Here is a 20,011-nt window from a genome sequence, read left to right as displayed (position 1 = left end):
CACGTGTGTGCAGCGTGAAGGCTACCGCGCCGCCGACCTGCCGACTTCACCCCGTCTCCGGGGCCTCACCATTCGAGCGCCCAGGGGGTGCCGGTGCCGGCGAAGTGCCCCACGTTCACACACTCGGTGACGCCGATCCGCATCCGGCGCGCCAGCGGCTGGTGCACGTGTCCGAACAGCGCGTAGCGCGGCCGGGTGCGGCGGATGGCGTCCAGCAGGGCCCGGCTGCCCCGCTCGAAACGGCGGGCCACGGTGTCGTAGACCAGTTCGGGAACTTCCGGCGGGATGTGGGTGCACAGCACGTCGACCTCGCCGACGGCCTCGATCTTCGCCGCGTACTCCTCGTCGCCGATCTCGTACGGCGTGCGCATCGGGGTGCGCAGGCCGCCGCCGACGAAGCCGAAGGTCCACCCGCCGATCTCCACCCGCTGGCCGTCGAGGACCGTGGTGCCGGAGTGGGCGTACTCCGGCCACAGCGCCGGCATGTCGACGTTGCCGTAGGTGGCGTACGTCGGGGTGGGGAACACGGCGAACAGCTCGGCGTACTGCTTGCGCACCGCCTTCTCGATGGCCGCGGCCCGGTCGATGCCGATCCCGGACCACAGCCGGGCGCCGAACTCGCGGGCCTCGACGAACCGGCGGGCGGTGCGCAGCTCGACGAGGCGGTCGGCGTTCTCCTTGCCGAAGAGGTCCGGGAAGATCCCGCGCGAGTGGTCGGCGTAGTCGAGGAAGAGCACGAGGTCGCCCAGGCAGACCAGCGCGTCGGCGCCTTCGCCGGCCCGGGCCAGGTCACGGGCGTTGCCGTGCACGTCGCTGACCACGTGGACCCGGGTGCGCCGGCTGCCTGAGCGTGTGGATGCCATGGCGATCAAGCGTAGGCGTGTGCGGTCCAGGTGAACAGTGCCGGCCGGGCCTGCGGTTACTGGCCGGTCGGTTCGGCCGTGGACTACTGTGCGCGAAGGAAAGCCCACGTGTGTGACGCAGCGAACATCTCGCCGGGCCCCCTGTCCTAGACGCCATACCGGCGGGTAACGTCCGGGCAGTCCAGTCGTGCTCTGGATTTCAACCACTGAAACGCCCGAGCACTTGCCCGAGCCTTGGACCGCACCGTCGCATCGCACAACGTCGTGGCGCCGGCGCCCTATGAGGAGCAGCAGTCTTGCGCGAGTTCAGCCTTCCGGCTTTGTACGAGGTCCCTGCGGACGGCAACCTGACCGACATCGTCCGCAGAAACGCCGCGCAGCACCCCGACGTCGCCGTCATCGCCCGCAAGTCGGGGGGTGCCTGGCAGGACGTGACAGCCCGGGAGTTCCTGGCCGAGGTCCGCGCCGCCGCCAAGGGGCTCATCGCCTCCGGGGTGCAGCCGGGCGACCGCGTGGGCCTGATGTCCCGGACGCGGTACGAGTGGACGCTGTTCGACTTCGCGATCTGGAGCGCGGGCGCGATCACCGTGCCGGTGTACGAGACCAGCTCGCCGGAGCAGGTGCAGTGGATCCTGTCCGACTCGGGCGCGACCGCGTGCGTCGTGGAACTGGACACCCACGCGGCGGCCGTGGAGGCGGTGCGCGAGTCGCTGCCCGCGCTGAAGCACGTCTGGCAGATCGAGGCCGGGGGCGTGGCGGAGCTGGGGCGGCTCGGACAGGACGTGTCGGACGAGGCGGTGGAGGAGCGCAGTTCGCTCGCCAAGGCCGACGATCCGGCGACCATCGTGTACACGAGCGGCACCACCGGACGCCCCAAGGGCTGTGTGCTCACCCACCGCAGCTTCTTCGCCGAGTGCGGCAACATCGTGGAGCGGCTGCGCCCGCTGTTCCGCACCGGTGAGTGCTCGGTGCTGCTGTTCCTCCCGCTCGCGCACGTCTTCGGGCGGCTGGTGCAGATCGCGCCGATGATGGCGCCGATCAAGCTGGGCTGTGTCCCGGACATCAAGAACCTGACGGACGAACTGGCCGCGTTCCGGCCGACGCTGATCCTCGGTGTGCCGCGGGTCTTCGAGAAGGTCTACAACTCGGCGCGCGCCAAGGCGCAGGCGGAGGGCAAGGGCGGGATCTTCGACAAGGCGGCGGACACGGCGATCGCCTACAGCAAGGCGCTGGACAGCCCGTCGGGCCCGGCGTTCGGTCTGAAGGTCAAGCACAAGGTCTTCGACAGGCTGGTCTACAGCAAGCTGCGCGCGGTCCTAGGCGGCCGCGGCGAGTACGCCATCTCCGGCGGTGCCCCGCTGGGCGAGCGGCTCGGCCACTTCTTCCGCGGCATCGGCTTCACGGTGCTGGAGGGCTACGGCCTGACGGAGTCCTGTGCGGCGACCGCGTTCAACCCGTGGGACCGGCAGAAGATCGGCACGGTCGGGCAGCCGCTGCCCGGTTCGGTGGTGCGGATCGCGGACGACGGCGAGGTGCTGCTGCACGGCGAGCACCTGTTCAGGGAGTACTGGAACAACCCGGGCGCGACCGCCGAGGCGCTGGCCGACGGCTGGTTCCACACCGGTGACATCGGCACCCTCGACGAGGACGGCTACCTGAGGATCACCGGCCGGAAGAAGGAGATCATCGTCACGGCGGGCGGCAAGAACGTCGCCCCGGCGGTGATCGAGGACCGGATCCGGGCACACGCGCTGGTCGCGGAGTGCATGGTGGTGGGCGACGGGCGGCCGTTCGTGGGCGCGCTGGTCACCGTCGACGAGGAGTTCCTGGGCCGGTGGGCCTCCGAGCACGGCAAGCCGGCGGGCTCCACCGCGGCGTCGCTGCGTGACGACCCGGATCTGCACATGGCGATCCAGGCGGCCGTCGACGACGGCAACGCCGCGGTGTCGAAGGCGGAATCGGTGCGGAAGTTCCGCATTCTGTCCTCCCAGTTCACGGAGGAGTCGGGCCACCTCACCCCGTCGCTGAAGCTCAAGCGGAACGTGGTGGCGAAGGACTACGCGGACGAGATCGAGGCGATCTACGCCAAGTGACCCCGGCGGTGCCTCATGGCGCGGTGTCCTCGACGAGGACCCGCGCCATGGTGCGTTCGGCGAGGGCCGTGATGGTGACGAAGGGGTTGACCCCGATGTTGCCGGGCACGAGCGAGCCGTCGGTGACGTAGAGCCGCCGGTAGCCCTTCACCCGGCCGTAGTCGTCGGTCGCCTTCCCGAGGACGCACCCGCCGAGGGGGTGGTACGTGAAGTCGTCGGCGAAGACCTTGCTCCTGGAGCCGAACAGGTCGTAGCGGTAGATGGTCGCGTTGGCCAGGTTGATCCGGTCGAACAGTTTCTTGGCCATGCGCACCGACACCGCGCTCTGTGCGGCGGTCCAGCCGAGCTTCACCGCGCCGGAGGCGGAGTCGTAGGTGAAGGAGGCCCGTTCGGGGTTCTTGGTGATCGCCAGGTAGAGGCTGATCCAGTGCTCGAACCCCATGGGCAGGGGGGCGATCTCGGCGAAGACCGGGTTGTCGGCGTTGGCCCAGTCGTCGATGCCCATCACCGGCATGGTGGCCTCGTCGGCGCCGACGGTGTCCCAGACGTGGTTGGCGCGGCCGAGCATGGTGTTGCCGTTGGTGCCCCAGCCCGCGCCCACGGCGGGGTCCAGGTCGGGCAGGGTCCCGGTGTCCCGGGCCCGGACGAGGAGTTCCGTGGTGCCGAGGCTGCCGCCGCCGAGGAAGAGGTAGGTGCAGCTGTACTCCTTGGTCTCGACGACCGCGCCGGTGGTGTCGATCCGGTCGGCGGTCAGGACGTACGAGCCGTCGCCCGCCCGGCTGACGGACCTCACCTTCTCCAGGGTGTGGACGGTGACGTTGCCCGTGCCGAGGGCGGCGGCCAGGTAGGTCTTGTCGAGGCTGCGCTTGCCCTGGTTGTTGCCGTAGATGACCTCGCCCGCGAGGGCGGACTTCGGGGCGGTGCCGGCGGCCTCCTGCCGCATGTGGCCGAAGTCGTAGACGTTGGGCACGAAGGTGGTCTTCAGGCCCGCGTTGCCGGCGGCCTTCCGTGACGTGCGGGTGAACCGGTACCAGTCGGTGGACTCGAACCAGGCCGGGTCGATCGTGTTGACGCCCAGCATGGCGCGGGCGCGCGGGTAGTAGGTGCCGTACATCTCGTCGGCGTCCACGGTCGGGAACTGCTCGGTGAAGTAGGACTTCAGGGGCGTGACCGCCATGCCGCCGTTGACGAGGGAGCCGCCGCCGACCCCGCGGCCGACGTAGACGGACATGTTGTCGTAGTGCACCCGGTCGAGGACGCCGGGATAGGGGCTGATGTCCTTGTTGACCAGGTCCAGCCAGAGGAAGCTCGCCAGCGGGGCCTCGGTGCGGGTGCGGAACCACATGGAGCGCTGGTCGGGGGCGGTGGTGGAGCAGAACACCTTGCCGTCGGGGCCGGCGGTGTTCCACAGCCGGCCCATCTCCAGGAGGAGGGTGCGGATGCCGGCCTGGCCGAGGCGGAGGGCGGCGACGGCACCGCCGTAGCCGGAGCCGACCACGATCGCCGGGGCGGACTCGGCCGCGTCGGGCTCGGCCGCACGGGCCGACTGGAGGCCGACGCGGGTGAAGCCGAGGGTGGCCGCCGTCTGGAGGGCGGCCATTCCGAGTATGTGACGTCTTGTCAGCTGACGTTGCATCAGTTTTGCTGTCATGTTGCGCAGCATGTGCGGATTTTTCGGTTCCGCCTAGAGGGGTGCCGCGGAATCGTCGCCGGCGATTCAGACCGCGCGCGACCCGGCGCGCCCACGCGCCGGGGCCGCACGCCGGCAAGGCCCCGGTCCCCTTCCGGGGCGCCGCGCTACAGCAGTGCCTTCAGCCCGTCCGCCAGCAGGTCCCAGCGCCACTTCTCCTCGACCCACTGCCGGCCCCGCTCCCCCATGCGGCGGCGCAGCCCGGCGTCGCCGAGGAGGGCGACGATGCGTTCGGCGGCCTCGGCCGGCTCGCCGCCCCGGACCACCCAGCCGGTGTCCCCGTCGAGCACCGCGTCCGGCGCGCCGCCGGAGTCGCCCGCGACGACCGGCAGGCCGGTGGCGGACGCCTCCAGGTAGACGATGCCGAGACCCTCCACGTCCAGGCCGCCGCGGCGGGTGCGGCAGGGCATGGCGAAGACGTCCCCGGCGCCGTAGTGCGCGGGCAGCTCGGACCAGGGCACGGCACCGGTGAAGCGGACGGACGCCTCGACGCCCGTCTCCCGGGCCAGGCGGCGCAGGTCCTGCTCGTAGGGGCCGCCGCCGACGATCAGCAGCACGGCGTCCGGCTCGGCGGCGAGGATGCGGGGCATGGCCCGGATCAGGGTGTCCTGGCCCTTGCGCGGCACCAGCCGGGAGACGCAGACCACGACCGGCCGGTCGGTGAGGCCGAGCCGCGCGCGGACCTCGTCGCCGCCGGAGCCGGGGTGGAAGGTCTTCTCGTCGACCCCGGGCGGCAGCTGCACCATCCGGCCGGCCGCGTCCGGGGTCAGGGCGCCGGCGATCCGGGAGCGGGTGTACTCGCCCAGGTAGGTGATCGTGTCCGTGGACTCGCCGATCCGGCGCAGCAGCTGCCGGGCGGCGGGCAGCTGGGCCCAGCCGGCCTCGTGCCCGTGGGTGGTGGCCACCAGCCGCTGCGCGCCGGCCCGGCGCAGCGCGGGCGCCATCAGGCCGAGCGGGGCCGCCGCGCCGAACCACACCGAGGTGCAGCCGTGCTCACGCAGCAGCCCGGCCGCCCGCCGGGTGGCCCCCGGGGTGGGCAGCAGCATGGTCGTACGGTCGCGCACGACGGTGAAGGGCTGCTCGGCGTCGAAGGCGGCGGTGGCCTCGGCGCCCTCCCGGCCGCGCTTCCAGGTGGAGGCGTAGACGACCAGCCGGCCGGGGTCCAGGCGGAGGGCCATGTTGTGCAGGAAGGCCTGGATGCCGCCCGGCCGGGGCGGGAAGTCGTTGGTGACGATCAGGGTCTTGTGCATCGCCGCCGACCCTACCGAATGGGCCCTCCCCCGGCCGGGCGCGGCCGGGCCTGTGGCAGGCGCACAGGGTCGCAGGACATCATGGTCGCTCGAAGCGGATTCGAACGGGCACGGAAATCGGACGGCAGGGGATCACGTGGACACGAAGGGCACCGGGCGGTCGTCGGCATGGCTGCTCGCGACCTGGGGCGTCACCCGCGTGGTGCTGCTGCTGTTCGTTTTCCGGGTGTACGCCTTCCCGGGCCCGGACGTCACCTCGGACGTGTCGGTGATCTACCGCGGCTGGTACGAGGCGCTACGGCAAGGAACGTTTCCTCTGGACGACGTGACCTGGCAGTACCCGCCCGCCGCCGCCCTCGCGATCCTCTCCCCCGCCGTGCTGCCCTTCCTGTCGTACGCGCACGCCTTCTTCGTGCTGGCCTGCGTGGCCGACCTGGTCGTGCTGGCCCTGCTGCGGTACGCCGGCCGCGGTCCGGGACGGTCGTCGCGCGGGGCCTGGGTCTGGGTGGCGGGCGTGCCGCTGCTCGGGCCGACCGTGTACGCCCGCTACGACGTGATGGTGACCGCGGTGGCCGTGGCGGCGCTGCTGGCCGGGGTCAGGCACCCGCGGGCGATGGGCGCGCTGACCGCGCTCGGGGCGCTGCTGAAGGTGTGGCCGGCGCTGCTGCTGGTCGGTGCCGTGCGACGGCGGGCCTGGGCCGCGGCGGCGACGACCGCGGCGGGCGTCGCGCTGCTGTTCACGGTGACCATGCCGGGCGCCTTCGCGTTCCTGACCTTCCAGCGGGACCGGGGCACCGAGGTGGAGTCGCTGGGCGCCCTGGTCTTCCATGTGGCCCGGCACTTCGGCTGGGACGGCCAGGTGCTGCTGAACTACGGCTCGATCGAGTTCCTGGGCCCGTGGGTGGCCCAGGTCAGCACGGCGGCGCTGGTGCTGACCGGGGCCGCGTTCGGCTGGCTGCTGCTGTGGCGGCTGCGCGCGGGCCGCCCGGCCCCGTACGTCCTCGCCGACGCGGCTCTCACGGCGGTGCTGCTGTTCACGGTGACCAGCCGGGTGATCAGCCCGCAGTACCTGGTGTGGCTGGTCGGCCTGGCGGCCGTCTGCCTGTCGCACCGGGCGAGCCGCATGGGGGCGCCCGCGGTGCTGATCCTGCTCGCGTCCTTCGTGACGGTCCTGGAGTTCCCGCTCGGTTTCTCGCACGTGGTGCTGAGCGACTGGTACGGCATCACCCTGCTGGCGCTGCGCAACGGCCTGCTCGTCGCGGCCACGGTCACGGCGGCCCGCCGGCTGTGGCGCGCGACGGTCGCCCCGGCCGGGGCCGCTCCCTTCCCGCCTCAGGCCACCCGGGCCGAGGAGACCCCGGTCTCCTCCTGACGCCGGGCCCTCCGGGGCAGCACCGCGACGGCCGCCGCGCACTGCACGGCCATCGCGAGGGCCAGCGCCAGGCAGACGCCGGGCAGGCCGAGGCCGGTGAGGCCGTACGCCAGCGGCAGCTGGACGACCGTGCCGAGCAGGGTGACCCGGAGCAGCGCGGGCGCTTCGCCGCCGCCCTCGAAGACCCCGCCGAGCGCGATGAAGCAGGCCATCAGCAGCAGGTAGGGGCCGATGCAGCGGAGGAACAGCACGCCCTGGCCGGCGACCTCGGGGCCGGCGCCGAAGGCGGCCGTGATCCAGGGGGCGGCCGCGGCGAACAGCACGGCGGACAGCAGGCCGAGCGTGCCGGACAGGAGCACCGCCTGGCGGCCGATGTCCCGGCGCGCGTCCAGTCCCGCGCCGCGGGTGTGCGCGGTGTGGATGGCCGCGGCCTGGCGCACCGAGTAGAAGGCCATCGTGGCGACGTACAGCACCTTGTAGGCGATCGAGTACCCGGCCACCGCCGTCACCCCGAGCCGGGCGACGATCGCCACCAGGACCAGGGCCGAGCCCTGCCGCACGGTGAAGTCGGCGGACATGGGCAGCCCGGTGGCAAGGGTGCGGCGCAGGGCGGTGCGGACGCCTTCCGCGGGGCGGGTCCCGGCCGCCGCGCGCAGGGGTGCGCGGCGGCCGAGGACGCGCAGCCCCACGGCCAGGGCCACGCCGCGGCACAGCACGGTGGAGAGCGCGGCGCCCTGGACACCGCAGCGGTGGATCAGGAACGGGTCGCAGAGCAGGATCAGCCCGTTGGCCAGCAGGGCGAGCCGCATCGGGGTGCGGGTGTCGCCGATGCCCTTGAGGATGCCGTCGACGAGCTGCTGGGCGAAGAAGACGGCCATGCCGGGCAGGGAGATCGCGAAGTAGGCCGCGGCCAGGCGCCGTGCCCCCTCGTCGCCGCCGCCGAGCACCAGGGCGGCCAGCGGTTCGCGCAGCAGGAAGCCGCCCACCGCGACCACGGGGGTGACCACGGCGCACAGCGCCCGGCCCCCGCGTACGGCGGCCCGCACGGCGGCCGGGTCGCGGGCTCCCCGGGCATGCGCCACCAGCACCGTCGTACCCGAGGCGAACACCAGCGCGACGCCGAGCAGCACGTTCTCGGTGTTGGTCGCGACGGCGACGGCGGCCACGGCGGCGCCGCCGCAGCGGGAGACCCAGACGGTGTTGATGATCCCGGAGGCGACCGAGGCGAGGAGCGAGAAGTAGACGGGGCGGGCGAGCGAGACGAGCTGTCCGCGGTGGGCGTTCACGAGATCCCCCTCTTATCGAGCTACCTCGAATCGAGGTAGCTCGATAAGAGCTAGCATGTTCCCCTCGCCCGCCGCAAGGAGGAGACCGCGTGCTGGAGTTGTCGATCCTGGGCTTCCTCGCCGAGGAACCCCTGCACGGCTACGAGCTGAAGGAGCGCATCAAGGCGCTGAGCGGGCATGTCCGCCCCGTCAGTGACGGCGCCCTGTACCCGGCCATCAACCGGCTCGTCGCCGCCGGTCTGCTGGACCAGCACACCGAGGAGGGCGCGAGCGCCGCTCCGCGCCGGGTGCTGTCCCTCACCGGGAAGGGCCGCGCGGAGCTGATGGCGCGGCTGCGCGCCCCCAAGCAGGCGGAGATCACCGACCAGGTCCGCTTCAACACGGTCCTGGCCTTCCTGCGCCACCTGGACGACCCCGCCGAGCAGGCCGCCGTACTGCGCCGCCGGCTGGACTTCCTCCTGACGCCGGCGAGCTTCTTCTACCGGGAGGGCGCGCCGGTGCGCGCGGAGGGGGCCGGGGACCTGTTCCGGGAGGGCATGCTCCGGGTCGCCCGGGCCACCGGGGAGGCGGAACGGACATGGCTGCGGGAGGCCATCGACGCACTCGGCCGAGCCGCACCGTGACGGGGTCCCGCAGCCCGGTCGGGCTACGTCGTCACGGGGTCCCGCAGCCCGGTCGGGCTACGTCGTCACGGGGCCCCGCCGCTCAGTCGAGCTGTGCCGTGACGTAGTCCCGCCAGCGCTCGGTGAACTCCCGCGGTGTCGTGCCGAGCACCTTCTCCAGCGCCGTCTCGACCGCGCCCGCCCGCTTCCCGTGGGCGCCGACGGCCCGGTAGAAGGCGCCGAGCCGGGCCGGGCCCCACTGGTCGGCGATCATCCGGCAGGCCAGCCAGCCGCTCTCGTACGCCCGCGCCAGCTTCGTGGGTTCGCTGGTGAAGCCGAAGTCCGCGTCGGTGGGGAGCGCCTCGGGCGGCTCACCGTCGCGCACCGCCCGGCCGAGTTCCGGGGCGGCCTCCCGCGCGGTCCGGCCGGTGCCGAGATAGCCGATCCAGTCGGCGTAGCCCTCGGAGAGCCACAGCGGGGTGGCGGCGGTGGTGTTCGCCCGCGTGGCGACATGGGTGGTCTCGTGGGTGAGGACGACCTGCTTGCCGATGTCACCGAGCACGGCGTAGGCCTCCGGGTTGACCACCACCCGGTCCGCGGGCGCCCGGCCGGAGGCGCCCGCCTCGCCGGTGGTGACGGCCGCGATGCCCCGGTACTCGGCGGCGGGCGAGCCGAGCAGGGCCGCCATGCCCGCCAGGGTCCGCGGCACGAGGACGACGACCCGGCGGCTCCACCGCGTGCCCCACACCCCGGAGACGGCCGGGACCGCGTGGTCGGCCAGCCGGGCGAACTCCTTCAGGCCGGCGGCGGACCCGCCGGTGCCGAGCACCAGGCTGTGCGCGCCCCGGGCGGCGGTCACCGCGCCCTGGTCCCACAGCTGCTGCCCGGCCTTCCGCGCGGGCCGGTCGGCGGTGACGTACCAGCGGCCGTCGGCGGTCCGGCCGAGGGTGAGGGTGCGGCGGGCGTCGACGGGGGCCCGGTCGTAGCCGGCGACGCGGTAGCGCAGGTCGGCGTCGGCGGTGGCACCGGAGGCGGTGCGCCGCAGAGCGGTCACCTTGTAGCTCCAGGAGGCCAGCGGGAGGGCGCGCAGCCGGGTGTACTCGGTGCGGGTGCCGGTGGCGCCGTAGGCCGTCTCGTCGTGGCCGAGCAGGGCCGCCGAGCGCCGGTCGAGCACGTGCTGCACCTCGGCCCGGGCCGGGTCGCCGGCCGTTCCGCCGCCGCCGCAGCCGGCGAGCGGCAGCAGCAGACCGAGCCCTACGGCCCCGATGCTCCACGCCCGTCTGCGACCAGCCACTTCCCGATCGTACGGCGAGCGGCGCGGTCAGGGCCGGGTGACCGAGGAGACCGGCATCATCCCGACCGGGTCGTAGCGCACCGGAGCGCCGGGGTAGGGCGCGTGGATGACCTGGCCGTGACCGGCGTACATCGCCACATGGCTGGCGTCGGACCGGTAGACGACCAGGTCGCCGGGGCGGGCCTGGGAGAGCGGGACCTGCCGGCCGGCGAACCGCTGCTCCTGCGAGGTGCGCGGCAGATGGACGCCGGCGTGCGCGTACGCCCACTGCATCAGGCCCGAACAGTCGAAGCCGGAGGGGCCGTTGGCGCCCCACACATAGGGGCGGCCGAGGGCGGCGCGGGCGGCGGCCAGGGCCGCGGCGGCGCGGCCGTCGGCGGCAGCGCCGGCCGGGTCGGGCAGGGCCGTGCGGCCACCGCGGGAGGCCCGGTCGTAGGCGGCGCGTTCGGCGTCGGGCAGGGCGTTGATCAGCTGCCGGGCCCGGGCGAGTTTGCGTTCCACGGTCCGCTTGTGGGCGGCCACGGCCTTGCGGCTCTTCTCCAGCTCGGCGAGCTTGTCCGCCGCCTCCGCGCGCTCCTGGGCGAGTTCGCGCATCGCGGACTGCAACTCCCTGAGCCGGCCCGCCTGCCGGGCGCCGATGCGGTCGAGCGTGGCCGCCTTGTCCAGGTAGTCGTCGGGGTCGGCGGAGAAGAGCAGGGCGACCGCCGGATCGATGCCGCCCGCGCGGTACTGGGCGCCGGCCAGCGAACCGAGCTGGTCGCGCAGGTCGTTGACGCGCAGCTGCTGCCGGGCGATGTGGTCCTGGGCGGTGCGCACCTCCCGGCGCAGCTCGCCGGCGCGCTCGTCGGCCTTGTCGTACGCCTGGGTCGCCTTCTCGGCCTCCACGTACAGGCGGTCCACCTCGGTACGGGTGTCGGCGTCCGGAGCCGCCTGCGCCGGTACGGCGCCGAGAGCGGCGGCCGCGGCCGAGAGCATGCACAGGGCAGCGGCGGCGCCCCGGTCGAATCCGGACGGTGCAAGGCGACGATGGGACCCCACGGCAGTCCTTCTGCTGGCGGACACAGACCGTTCCCCGGCGCCGGGGACGGGGAGGCCCCGGCGCCGGGGAAACGCGGCAGACAGTAGCCGTGCGGACGGGTGCGGGCCAAAGACCCCGGAGTCAACACACAGTGACGCCCCGCCGCTGACGCAGGTCACCGGCGGGGCGTGGAGTCAGTTTCGGTTCCGGCGATTCGCCCGTTCGGGCGCCATCGTGTCCGGGTGGTACGGGTGTGTCAGACCCGGACGCCGAACTGGAACGGCATGTTGTTGATGGACTCGTAGCGGACCACGGCACCGGTGTGCGGGGCGTGCAGCACCTGGCCGTTGCCGGCGTACAGGCCCACGTGGTGCAGGTCGCCGTAGAAGAAGACCAGGTCGCCGACCTGGAGCTGGCTGGCCGAGCCGATCCGGGTTCCGATGCCGGCCTGCGCCTCGGAGGTGCGCGGTATGGAGACGCCGGCCTGGGCGTAGGCCCAGGAGGTCAGGCCCGAGCAGTCGAAGGAGGACGGGCCGGAGGCGCCGTAGACGTAAGGCGTGCCGATCTTGCTCTGGGCGGCGGAGAACGCGGCCGCGGCACGGCCCGAGGCGGGCGGGGTGTCGCCGAGGTCCACCCGGTCGGTGGAGGAGCGGTTGGCGCGCTGCTGCTCCTGGGCGAGCTGCTCCTTCTCCTTGGCCGTCAGGGTGTTCAGGAGCCGCTGCGCCTCGGCGAGCTTGCCCTGGACTTCCTTCTTCTTGTTGCCCAGTTCGGTGCGGGTGGCCGAGAGGTCCTTGAGCTTCTCGGTGGCCTCTGCCCGCTCCTGGGCGAGTTCGCGCTGTTTGTCCTGGATCTTCTTCAGCGCGTCGACCTGCTGGCTGCTCAACTGGTCGAGCGTGGAGGCCTTGTCGAGGAAGTCGTCCGGGTCGGAGGACAGGAACAGCTGCACCGAGGAGTCGATGCCGCCCGAGCGGTACTGGGCGGTGGCCAGCGAACCCAGGCCGTCGCGCAGCTTGTTGAGCTCCTCCTGGCCGCGGGCGACGTTGTCCTGGATGGTGGAGATTTCCTTCTGCAGCTTCTGCTGCTTCTCCTTGGCGCCGTTGTACTTCTCGGTCGCCTGCTCCGCCTGCTCGTAGAGCTTGTCCACCTTCGCCTTGACCTCGCTCTTGCTGAGCTTCTCGCTCGGCGCGGCGTTGGCGGCATTGGCGCTGAGCGCGACGGCAGCTGCGGCAGCGGTGGTGAGCACGGTCACGCGCGTGCGGCTCGGCTGCTTGGGTCGACGGTGGGACGCCACGGAGGACGAACTCCTTCTTGTGAGTGATCACCCGTTCGGAGGTTCGAGCCCAGACCCTAGTGACCTAGCTGTGATCAGTTCAAATCCTCACAGAGAAAAATCCCGTCACGCAATGCATTCTTTGCACAGAACTCACATGCAGTGATGCGCGACTGACGCTACGTTGCGCGACGATACGGCCAATTCGGGCATTGGTTACGCCCGTTGGACCTTCAGGACAGTCGCTTCAGAAGCACCGCAGAGGCCACAGGTCGGGCACCCGCCTTGGCGACCCCGTCGGCGACCTCCCGGTCGGTGGAGGCGACGATGACCGGACGCCCCGGCGGCTCCGCGCGCACCAGTTGGCGGATCAGCTCGTCCGCCGTGACACCCGGCTTGGAGAACAGCACCCGCACCCCGCGCGGCGGCGCGAGCAGCACCGGCGCGGCCAGTTCGGCGCCGTCGAAGACACACGTCACCTCGGCCCCGGTCTGCGCGGCGAGCGCCGAGAGCTGGCCCAGCAGCCTCAGTCGCTGCTTCTCCAGCGGCATCTGCGGATAACCGGTCTTGGTCACGTTGTAGCCGTCGACGACCAGATGGGCCTGCGGCAGTGCGAGAAGCTGGTCGAGAATTGCCGGATCGTTCTCCGACAGGGCGCGCGCCGCGATGTCCTTCGGGGTCATTCGTCCCGGTTCGACCGCGTCCACGGTCTCGGCCGGACGCACCGACACCGGCGGCAGGGCGAGTTCGCGCCGCAGCCCCTGGGTCGCGTCCAGCAGGGTGTCGAGCAGCAGCCGCACCCGCATGTCCTCCACGCTGCGGCCCTCCCGGGCCGCCCGGCGGGTGGCCTCCAGCGCGGCCTCGGCCTCGCCCAGCCGGGCCTTGAGCCGCCGGGACTCGCTCTCCGCCGCCGACACCTGCGCCTGCGCCTCGGCGCGCACGGCGTCGATCTCCCCCTGCGCCTTGCGCAGCGCGGCGTCCCCGCGCTTCACGTCGCTGAGCGCCGAGCGCAGCTTGCGGTGAAGCGATTCCGCTTCCTTCTTCGCCGACTCCAGCTCCACGCGCAGCCGTTCGGTCTCGGCGCGGGTGTGCTCACGGGCCTGCGCCAGCTCCGCGCGCAGCCGCTCCAGCTCGGCCCGGCTCTCCTCGTCGGCCCGCTCGGCGTCAGCGCGCTGAGCCTCCTCGCCGGCCGCGGCGACCAGCTTCACCCAGCCCGCCGGGCGCAGCACATAGGCCGCAGCCGCCACATCGAGCGGGTCCGCGGCCGGGGGCGGGGAACCGGAGTCGAGGGCGCCGGTGAGTTCCGGCTGCGCCTCTCTGAACTTCTCCCCGATCCGCTGCCGGAACAGCGGATCGCTCTCCAGGGCAGCCGCCATCGCGTTGCCGGCGAACTTCGCCCGGCGATTGGGTGCGAACCGGGCGTACTGCCGCAACTGGGCGGGCAGTTCCGCCACGGTGAGCCCACCGAAGCCGTCGGAGACGATCTGCACGACCCGCCGGCGCACGCCGTCGGGCAGCGGACGGTCAAGCACCTCGGCGGTGCCGTCGCCCGGCCCCCCGCCTGCGGTCTCCACCATCCGTCACACACCCCAATACCGGAAAGAGCCTCTCCGGGGCCGCTCCGCTCAGGAGTCGGCGCCCGGCCTGTCCACGAGTTCCACCTGGTCCACCGCGTTGCACCAGCGGCACCGCACCGACTCGATGGTCTCACTGACCACCTCGCGCTCCTCCACCGTCGGCTGCCCGGCCAGGTCGAGGTGGACGTACTCGACGACCTTCGACGAGCGGGTCACGTCGAACCGGGTCAGGTTGCCGCACAAGGTGCAGCGCCAGCGGGTCGTGGCCGTCGGCAGGGGAACCGTCATGGTGACTGTTCGCTTCCTTCTCGTGTCGGTCCGCGTCGCTACCCGACGCGTGTGGCTCGTAACCCTACGGCCTGGCGGGTACTCGCCGCCCGTCCGTCCGCGGCGGCGAGGCGGTCTGTCAGCTTGCGTCCCTTTACGTCATGCTCTGTAGTCATGATCAGCACCTGGAGCACGGCGGCCGGCAGGACACTCAGGGCGGTCCGGGGCACCTCGGCGCCCGTGACGTACGGCCTCATCGCCCTGTGCTGTCTGCTCTTCGCCCTCGGCCCCGCCTCCGGGCTGGTCCCCGGATACGGCTCGGGGGACGCGCTGCTCGCGGCCCAGCGTGCGTACTTCCGGCACTGGGGCGTGGTCCCGGCCCAGCTCTTCGACGGACCGGCCGGTGCCGTGCTCACCCCGGCCACCGCCCTGTTCGTGCACGGCAGCTGGGTGCACCTGCTCGGCAACATGCTCTTCCTCTTCGTCTTCGGGGCGATGACCGAGGAACGGATGGGCCGGTTGGAGTTCACCCTGTTCTACGTCGGCTGCGGCTGTCTCGCCCTGCTCGGCTACGCGGCGGCCAACGCCGCCTCCGAGCAGTCGCTGGTCGGCGCCTCCGGAGCCATCTCGGCGGTCCTCGGAGCGTTCCTCTACCTGTTCCCCCGCGCGCGCGTGACCAGTCTTCTGCCGTTCCTGTTCTTCCTGCCGCTGCGCTTCCCCGCATGGGTGGTGCTGCCGTTCTGGGCGGCCCTGCAGTGGCTGGCGGCGGGGCGTGCCTCCGACGGGCCCGGGGTGGCCTATCTGGCGCACCTGGTGGGGTTCGGGCTGGGCTTCGGCTACGCGTGCGTGCGCTACGGCGGAAGGAAGGACTGCCGGGGCGGCCTCGGCAGGGCGGTGGCGGGAGACGGGAGGGCTAGAGTGAAGGCCGCCCCAGCTCCGGTCACCGAGGGAGAGAAACAGCCGTGATCACCGCGATCGTTCTGATCAAGACCAGCGTGGACCGGATCCCCGAGATCGCGGAGCAGATCGCCGCGCTGGACAGCGTCAGCGAGGTCTTCTCGGTCACCGGCACCTACGACCTCATCGCCATGGTCCGGGTCCGGGAGCACGAGGACCTCGCCGAGGTCATCCCGGGCCGCATCAGCAAGATCCCCGGCGTGGAGGGCACCGACACCCACGTGGCGTTCCGGACGTACTCGCAGCACGACCTGGAGGCCGCGTTCGCGATCGGCCTCGACAACTAGGGCCTCTCCCCTCCGATCACGCCGGGCTCGCGGGCCCCGGCACGCTGATCCGGCCCGGTCCGATCCGGTCTCACTCCGGTCCCGTCCGGTACGGCCCCACCCGAGGGAGGCAGACCCCTAGCCGCTCACGTCCACCGCGGCGACGCCGGTGCCCGAGGGCACGTAGAGGCGGCTGCCGCGCACGACCGGGAGGTGCTGGTCGTCGCCCGCGTCCCGGCCCAGGCTCGCGCTCCAGCGCTGCCGGCCGTTCAGGTCCAGGGCCCAGACCCGGTCGGCCGCACGGGCGTACACGGTGCCGCCGGCCACCACCGCACGGGGGTCGCCCGCGAGGCCGTGCGTCCAGGCCCGGGAGCCGTCGGCCGCCCGGACGGCGTACACGGTCCCCGACTCGGTGCCGACGGCCAGCGCACGGCCGCCCGCGGTCATGCCCGCGGAATCGGCCTCCCGGCGCCACAGCCGCCGGCCGTCCGCGACACGGAAGCCCTGGAGCAGGGCGGGAGCCTCCGCGAACAGGGTGGTGCCCGCGAGGGCGACGGCCCTGACATCGGTGCCCGCGGACACCTGCCACTTCCGCGACCCGTCCCGCGCGTCCAGTGCCAGCAGGGTGTCGCCGAAGCTGCCCGTGTAGATCTCACCGCCCGAGACGAGGGGCGTGCCGGTGGGGCCGGCCGGGGTCTGCGCGGTCCACTTCACGCCGCCGTCGGGACCGTAGCGGCGCAGCCCGCCCGCGTCCGTGCCGCCGACGGTGACGAGCACGTCCGAGCCGAGCGGCACCGGGACGGCGTACGCCCGCCGGCCGAGGCCGCGAGTCCACAGCGGGCTGCCGGACGGGCTCACGGCGGTCAGCCGGCGCTCGTCGCCGTAGCCCACCACGCAGTAGACCGCGTCCCGGGTGACCACGGGAGTGGAGACGTCGTCGCCGAGCCGGACCTTCCAGCGCTTGGAGCCGTTCCGGGAGATCGCGTGCAGGACACCGCCGGAGGTGCCGGCGTAGACGACGGAACCGTCCGGGGAGAGCGCGCAGCAGGGGCCGTCCAGACCGCCGATGCCACCGAGGTCGTACTGCCAGCGCAGCACGGCGGACCGGGCGGCGGGGGTCTTCGCCATGTCCGGGTCCGCCCCGCCGGGCGGCCGGTAGGTGCCGGTCATGCCCTCGGCACCGGTCCCCCGCTGCCACAGCCAGCCGCCGACGCCCGCGCCGGCCGCGGCGACGGATCCGCCGGCGAGGGCCTTCAGCAGCCGGCGGCGGCCGGGGGCGACGGGGCCGGCCCGGCGGACGGGGCCGGTGGGGTCGGCGGGGCGGATGGAGCCCGTGGGGTCGGTGGGGCGCGCGGGGGCGTCCGTGGTGACCGAGGTGACGGGTTCGACGGCGGGCGCCAGGTACTCCACGCCGCTGGGGCGGTCGTCGGGGGCCGGGCGCGGCCGCGCCGCGGGACCGTACCAGCCCGGGCGGAGGCCGGCGCGCAGGGTGTCCGGGGTGAGTCCGGTGCCGGCCACCACGTCCGCCGGTTCCGGGCGCTCCAGCGGGTCCTCGTGCAGGCAGGCCGTCACCAGCGGCCGTACCCCCTCCGGCACGCCGGACAGGTCGAAGTCACGGGTGAGGATGCGCAGCAGGACCACCGAGTCCTGGCCCTCGCCGAACGGCTCCCGGCCGGCCGCCGCGTAGGCGAGGACCGCGCCGAGGGAGAAGACGTCGCTCGGCGGGCCGACCTGGCCGCCGTTGCGGATCTGCTCCGGGGAGACGTAGCCGACCGAGCCGACGACCGCCCCGGTGCGGGTCAGCGCGGTGGCCTCCAGGGCCCGGACGATCCCGAAGTCGATGACCCGGGGACCGTCCGGCCCCAGCAGGATGTTCGACGGCTTCAGGTCACGGTGGACAAGGCCCTTGGCGTGGATGGCGGCCAGCGCCTCGCCGAGCGCGGCGCCGAGGATCCGCACCGCCGCCTCGGGCAGCGCGCCGTGGTCCAGCACGGCGTCCCGCAGATTGGGGCCGGGCACGAACTCCGTCGCCATCCACGGCCGTTCGGCCTCGGTGTCGGCGTCCACGACCCGCGCGGTGTACGTGCCGGCGCCGCCGACGGTCTGCGCGGCGCGGACCTCGTGGCGGAAGCGGGCGCGGAAGGTGCGGTCCTCGGCGTGCTCGGCCCGCACCACCTTCACCGCGAGGCGCAGTCCGGTGCGGGACCGGGCGAGGTAGACCTCGCCCATGCCGCCCGCGCCGAGTCTGTGCGTGACTTCGTACGGGCCGATGTGGCGCGGGTCGGTTGCGCGCAACGGCTGCACTCCGTGCTCCCCCCGGTCTAGCTGCTGCCAGAGGGAGTCTAGGGGGCGCCGCCGGGCCGGCCGCCGCCGCCCGATCGTCCGCCGCGTGCGCGGACAGGGCGCGTTCGGCTCCGCGCCGGTCCTCCGCGCCCACGCGGCAAAGCCGTACCTCGGCACGGCCCCGTGCCGGCCGCGTGCCGCCGCAGCGCGCGCCGCCGGAGCGGGCCGCCGCCGGGGCGCGTGCCGCTCACACCGCCGGCACGCAGCGGCCCTCCTCCGTGCGGTACCGCCACTTGGCGCCGTCCCGGACCAGTTCGGCGACCGCGGTCACGAAACGCTCGACGTGCTCGTCCGGGGTGCCCGCGCCGAAGCTCACCCGAATGGCGTTGAGGGACTTCTCCCCCGGAGCCGCCTCGGGGGCGCCGCACTCGCCCTGGCTCTGCGGGTCGGTCCCGAGCAGGGTGCGCACCAGCGGGTGGGCGCAGAACAGGCCGTCGCGGACGCCGATGCCGTACTCGGCGGAGAGCGCGGCGGCGAAGTGGGAGCTGTTCCAGCCCTCGACGACGAAGGAGATGACGCCGACGCGCGGGGCGTCGTCCCCGAAGAGGGACAGGACGCGCACCTCCGGCACCTCGGCCAGGCCCGCGCGCACCTTGGCGATCAGGTGCTGCTCACGGGCGACCAGGGTGTCCCAGCCGGCCTCGGTGAGCGCCTTGCAGGCCGACGCGATGGAGTAGGCGCCGATGACGTTCGGGGAGCCGGCCTCGTGGCGGGCGGCGCTCTCGTGCCACTCCACGTCCACGCCGCCGTCCTGCCGCCGGGTGACCTTGCGGCTGGCGCCGCCGCCCGCGAGGTACGGCTCGGCCGCCCGGAGCCAGTCGGCGCGGCCCGCGAGGACACCGGAGCCGAAGGGGGCGTACAGCTTGTGGCCGGAGAAGGCGACCCAGTCGACGTCCAGATCACGGATGTTCACGGGGTGGTGGGGGGCGAGCTGGGCGGCGTCCAGGACGATCCGGGCGCCGTGCGCGTGTGCGGCGGCGGCCAGTTCGCGTACCGGCCACAGCTCGCCGGTGACGTTGGAGGCGCCGGTGACGCACACCAGGGCCGGGCCGTAGCCCCCTTCGGTCGACACAGTGCGGTCGGCGAGGGCCCGCTCCAGGATCTGCACGGCCTGCCGCGGGGTGCGCGGGGCGTCGAGGTAGGTCACGCGGGCGTCCTGCCAGGGCAGCAGGGAGGCGTGGTGCTCGGTCTCGAAGACGAACACCTGGCAGTCGGCGGGGAGGGCGCGGGCCAGCAGGTTGAGGGAGTCGGTGGTGGACCGGGTGAAGATCACCTGGTCGTCGGCGCGGCAGCCGAGGAAGCCGGCGACCGTCCTGCGGGCGTTCTCGAACAGGTCGGTGGAGAGCTGGGAGAGGTAGCCGGCACCGCGGTGGACGCTGCCGTAGTACGGGGCGTACGCGGCGACGTCGTCCCAGACGCGCTGGAGGGCCGGGGCGCTGGCGGCGTAGTCGAGGGCCGCGTAGGTGACCTCGCCGCCGGTGACCAGCGGGACGGTGACATCTCCCCCCAGAACGGGCAGAGGGGTGCAAACGGACTGGTCGGTGGCAGCGGTGAAGACAGACATGGCGGAACTCCCGTGACAGGAAAGCGAAGAAGAGAAAAAGGGTGTGCGGAGGCGGGGCTCTGCGGCCCTATCGCATTCGCTTGCTCACGGGAGACTCCTCGACGACCAGGATCCCTGGGTTCGCGAGGGATCCGCGCTTGCCGGGCACCTTGCTGTGCACGGCCTGGTCTTCACCCGGGGCACCCCGCCACGGACGGAGGGTTGCCGGACAGTCGGCCGGGGCCTCATGACTGTCACTCATGACCTGGTACAGGAACGTACGTGAAGTGATCGCCGTCCCGCAACCCGTGTCCGGATCG

General features: G+C 73.1%; 16 protein-coding genes and 1 riboswitch. Of the genes, 5 read left to right on the top strand and 11 right to left on the bottom strand.

The genetic code is table 11. From position 1 onward, the window contains the following. Nucleotides 1-65 precede the first annotated feature (65 nt). A complete protein-coding gene (locus tag JK361_RS15800; protein WP_201817986.1) occupies nt 66-863 on the bottom strand; it encodes a metallophosphoesterase family protein in 798 nt (265 codons plus the stop codon). A 296-nt stretch (nt 864-1,159) separates the two neighbouring features. Here JK361_RS15800 and JK361_RS15795 point away from each other — a divergent pair, with 296 nt between their 5' ends. Beyond that, on the top strand, nt 1,160-2,956 hold the full coding sequence (locus tag JK361_RS15795) for an AMP-dependent synthetase/ligase (protein WP_201817983.1): 1,797 nt from the start codon (nt 1,160-1,162) through the stop codon (nt 2,954-2,956). Between the two features lie 13 nt (nt 2,957-2,969). Here the strand turns inward: JK361_RS15795 and JK361_RS15790 are convergent, their stop codons facing one another. Then, nucleotides 2,970-4,592 carry a GMC oxidoreductase gene (locus JK361_RS15790; protein WP_504739907.1) on the bottom strand — a complete coding sequence of 541 codons (1,623 nt, stop codon included), beginning with the start codon at nt 4,590-4,592 and terminating at the stop codon, nt 2,970-2,972. A 161-nt stretch (nt 4,593-4,753) separates the two neighbouring features. Further along, nucleotides 4,754-5,896, bottom strand: a complete 1,143-nt coding sequence (locus tag JK361_RS15785; RefSeq protein WP_201817969.1) for a glycosyltransferase family 4 protein — start codon at nt 5,894-5,896, stop codon at nt 4,754-4,756. A 136-nt stretch (nt 5,897-6,032) separates the two neighbouring features. Between JK361_RS15785 and JK361_RS15780 the strand changes: the two genes are divergently transcribed. Then, nucleotides 6,033-7,268 carry a glycosyltransferase 87 family protein gene (locus JK361_RS15780; protein ID WP_201817967.1) on the top strand — a complete coding sequence of 412 codons (1,236 nt, stop codon included), beginning with the start codon at nt 6,033-6,035 and terminating at the stop codon, nt 7,266-7,268. On the opposite strand, the gene JK361_RS15775 is transcribed toward JK361_RS15780, so the two are convergent. Next, nucleotides 7,229-8,554, bottom strand: coding sequence for an MATE family efflux transporter (locus JK361_RS15775; RefSeq protein WP_201817959.1), 1,326 nt, complete (start codon nt 8,552-8,554; stop codon nt 7,229-7,231). The two genes, JK361_RS15780 and JK361_RS15775, sit on opposite strands and share 40 nt — an antisense overlap. An 89-nt stretch (nt 8,555-8,643) precedes the next feature. On the opposite strand from JK361_RS15775, the gene JK361_RS15770 reads away from it, so the two are divergent. Beyond that, on the top strand, nt 8,644-9,177 hold the full coding sequence (locus JK361_RS15770) for a PadR family transcriptional regulator (protein WP_201817956.1): 534 nt from the start codon (nt 8,644-8,646) through the stop codon (nt 9,175-9,177). A gap of 82 nt (nt 9,178-9,259) precedes the next feature. Here the strand turns inward: JK361_RS15770 and JK361_RS15765 are convergent, their stop codons facing one another. The 5 genes from JK361_RS15765 to JK361_RS15745 all read right to left on the bottom strand — a co-directional run bounded on the left by JK361_RS15765 (nt 9,260) and on the right by JK361_RS15745 (nt 14,603). Beyond that, complete coding sequence (locus JK361_RS15765) at nt 9,260-10,450, bottom strand: hypothetical protein (protein WP_201817953.1); 1,191 nt, start codon at nt 10,448-10,450, stop codon at nt 9,260-9,262. 27 nt (nt 10,451-10,477) lie between these two features. Then, nucleotides 10,478-11,488 carry a C40 family peptidase gene (locus tag JK361_RS15760; protein WP_201817950.1) on the bottom strand — a complete coding sequence of 337 codons (1,011 nt, stop codon included), beginning with the start codon at nt 11,486-11,488 and terminating at the stop codon, nt 10,478-10,480. A 236-nt stretch (nt 11,489-11,724) separates the two neighbouring features. After that, a complete protein-coding gene (locus JK361_RS15755; RefSeq protein WP_201817948.1) occupies nt 11,725-12,759 on the bottom strand; it encodes a C40 family peptidase in 1,035 nt (344 codons plus the stop codon). Nucleotides 12,760-12,971: 212 nt separating this feature from the next. Then, nucleotides 12,972-14,315, bottom strand: coding sequence for an NYN domain-containing protein (locus JK361_RS15750; RefSeq protein WP_201817946.1), 1,344 nt, complete (start codon nt 14,313-14,315; stop codon nt 12,972-12,974). 48 nt (nt 14,316-14,363) lie between these two features. Further along, entirely contained in the window at nt 14,364-14,603 is a 240-nt protein-coding gene (locus JK361_RS15745; protein ID WP_201817936.1) for a hypothetical protein, read from the bottom strand. Between the two features lie 153 nt (nt 14,604-14,756). On the opposite strand from JK361_RS15745, the gene JK361_RS15740 reads away from it, so the two are divergent. Both JK361_RS15740 and JK361_RS15735 read left to right on the top strand, forming a co-directional pair. After that, nucleotides 14,757-15,548: a rhomboid family intramembrane serine protease gene (locus JK361_RS15740; protein WP_201817934.1), complete on the top strand. Its 792-nt coding sequence runs from the start codon at nt 14,757-14,759 to the stop codon at nt 15,546-15,548. Then, nucleotides 15,545-15,826 carry an Lrp/AsnC family transcriptional regulator gene (locus JK361_RS15735; protein WP_019522004.1) on the top strand — a complete coding sequence of 94 codons (282 nt, stop codon included), beginning with the start codon at nt 15,545-15,547 and terminating at the stop codon, nt 15,824-15,826. The genes JK361_RS15740 and JK361_RS15735 overlap by 4 nt, the downstream gene beginning before the upstream one ends. Before the next feature lie 117 nt (nt 15,827-15,943). Here JK361_RS15735 and JK361_RS15730 read toward each other — a convergent pair whose 3' ends face one another. After that, nucleotides 15,944-18,109 (bottom strand): serine/threonine-protein kinase, encoded by a 2,166-nt coding sequence (locus JK361_RS15730; protein WP_201817932.1) that lies wholly within the window; start codon nt 18,107-18,109, stop codon nt 15,944-15,946. Between the two features lie 226 nt (nt 18,110-18,335). Continuing rightward, entirely contained in the window at nt 18,336-19,712 is a 1,377-nt protein-coding gene (locus tag JK361_RS15725) for an aminotransferase class V-fold PLP-dependent enzyme (RefSeq protein WP_201817929.1), read from the bottom strand. A gap of 128 nt (nt 19,713-19,840) precedes the next feature. After that, nucleotides 19,841-19,957: riboswitch (SAM riboswitch) on the bottom strand. Nucleotides 19,958-20,011: the final 54 nt, after the last annotated feature.

The organism is Streptomyces musisoli (assembly GCF_016741855.1).
In the GTDB taxonomy this organism is placed as follows: Bacteria; Actinomycetota; Actinomycetes; order Streptomycetales; family Streptomycetaceae; genus Streptomyces; species Streptomyces musisoli.
Note: the sequence above shows the minus strand (reverse complement) of the source record. Positions and strands in the feature narration are given on the sequence as shown.

Excerpts from the sequence above, each read along its gene's own strand:
- JK361_RS15785 (WP_201817969.1), bottom strand. The coding sequence starts at position 5,896 with ATGCACAAGACCCTGATCGTCACCAACGACTTCCCGCCCCGGCCGGGC.
- JK361_RS15790 (WP_504739907.1), bottom strand. The coding sequence starts at position 4,592 with ATGCAACGTCAGCTGACAAGACGTCACATACTCGGAATGGCCGCCCTC.
- JK361_RS15800 (WP_201817986.1), bottom strand. The coding sequence starts at position 863 with ATGGCATCCACACGCTCAGGCAGCCGGCGCACCCGGGTCCACGTGGTC.
- JK361_RS15745 (WP_201817936.1), bottom strand. The coding sequence starts at position 14,603 with ATGACGGTTCCCCTGCCGACGGCCACGACCCGCTGGCGCTGCACCTTG.
- JK361_RS15740 (WP_201817934.1), top strand. The coding sequence starts at position 14,757 with ATGATCAGCACCTGGAGCACGGCGGCCGGCAGGACACTCAGGGCGGTC.
- JK361_RS15750 (WP_201817946.1), bottom strand. The coding sequence starts at position 14,315 with ATGGTGGAGACCGCAGGCGGGGGGCCGGGCGACGGCACCGCCGAGGTG.
- JK361_RS15725 (WP_201817929.1), bottom strand. The coding sequence starts at position 19,712 with ATGTCTGTCTTCACCGCTGCCACCGACCAGTCCGTTTGCACCCCTCTG.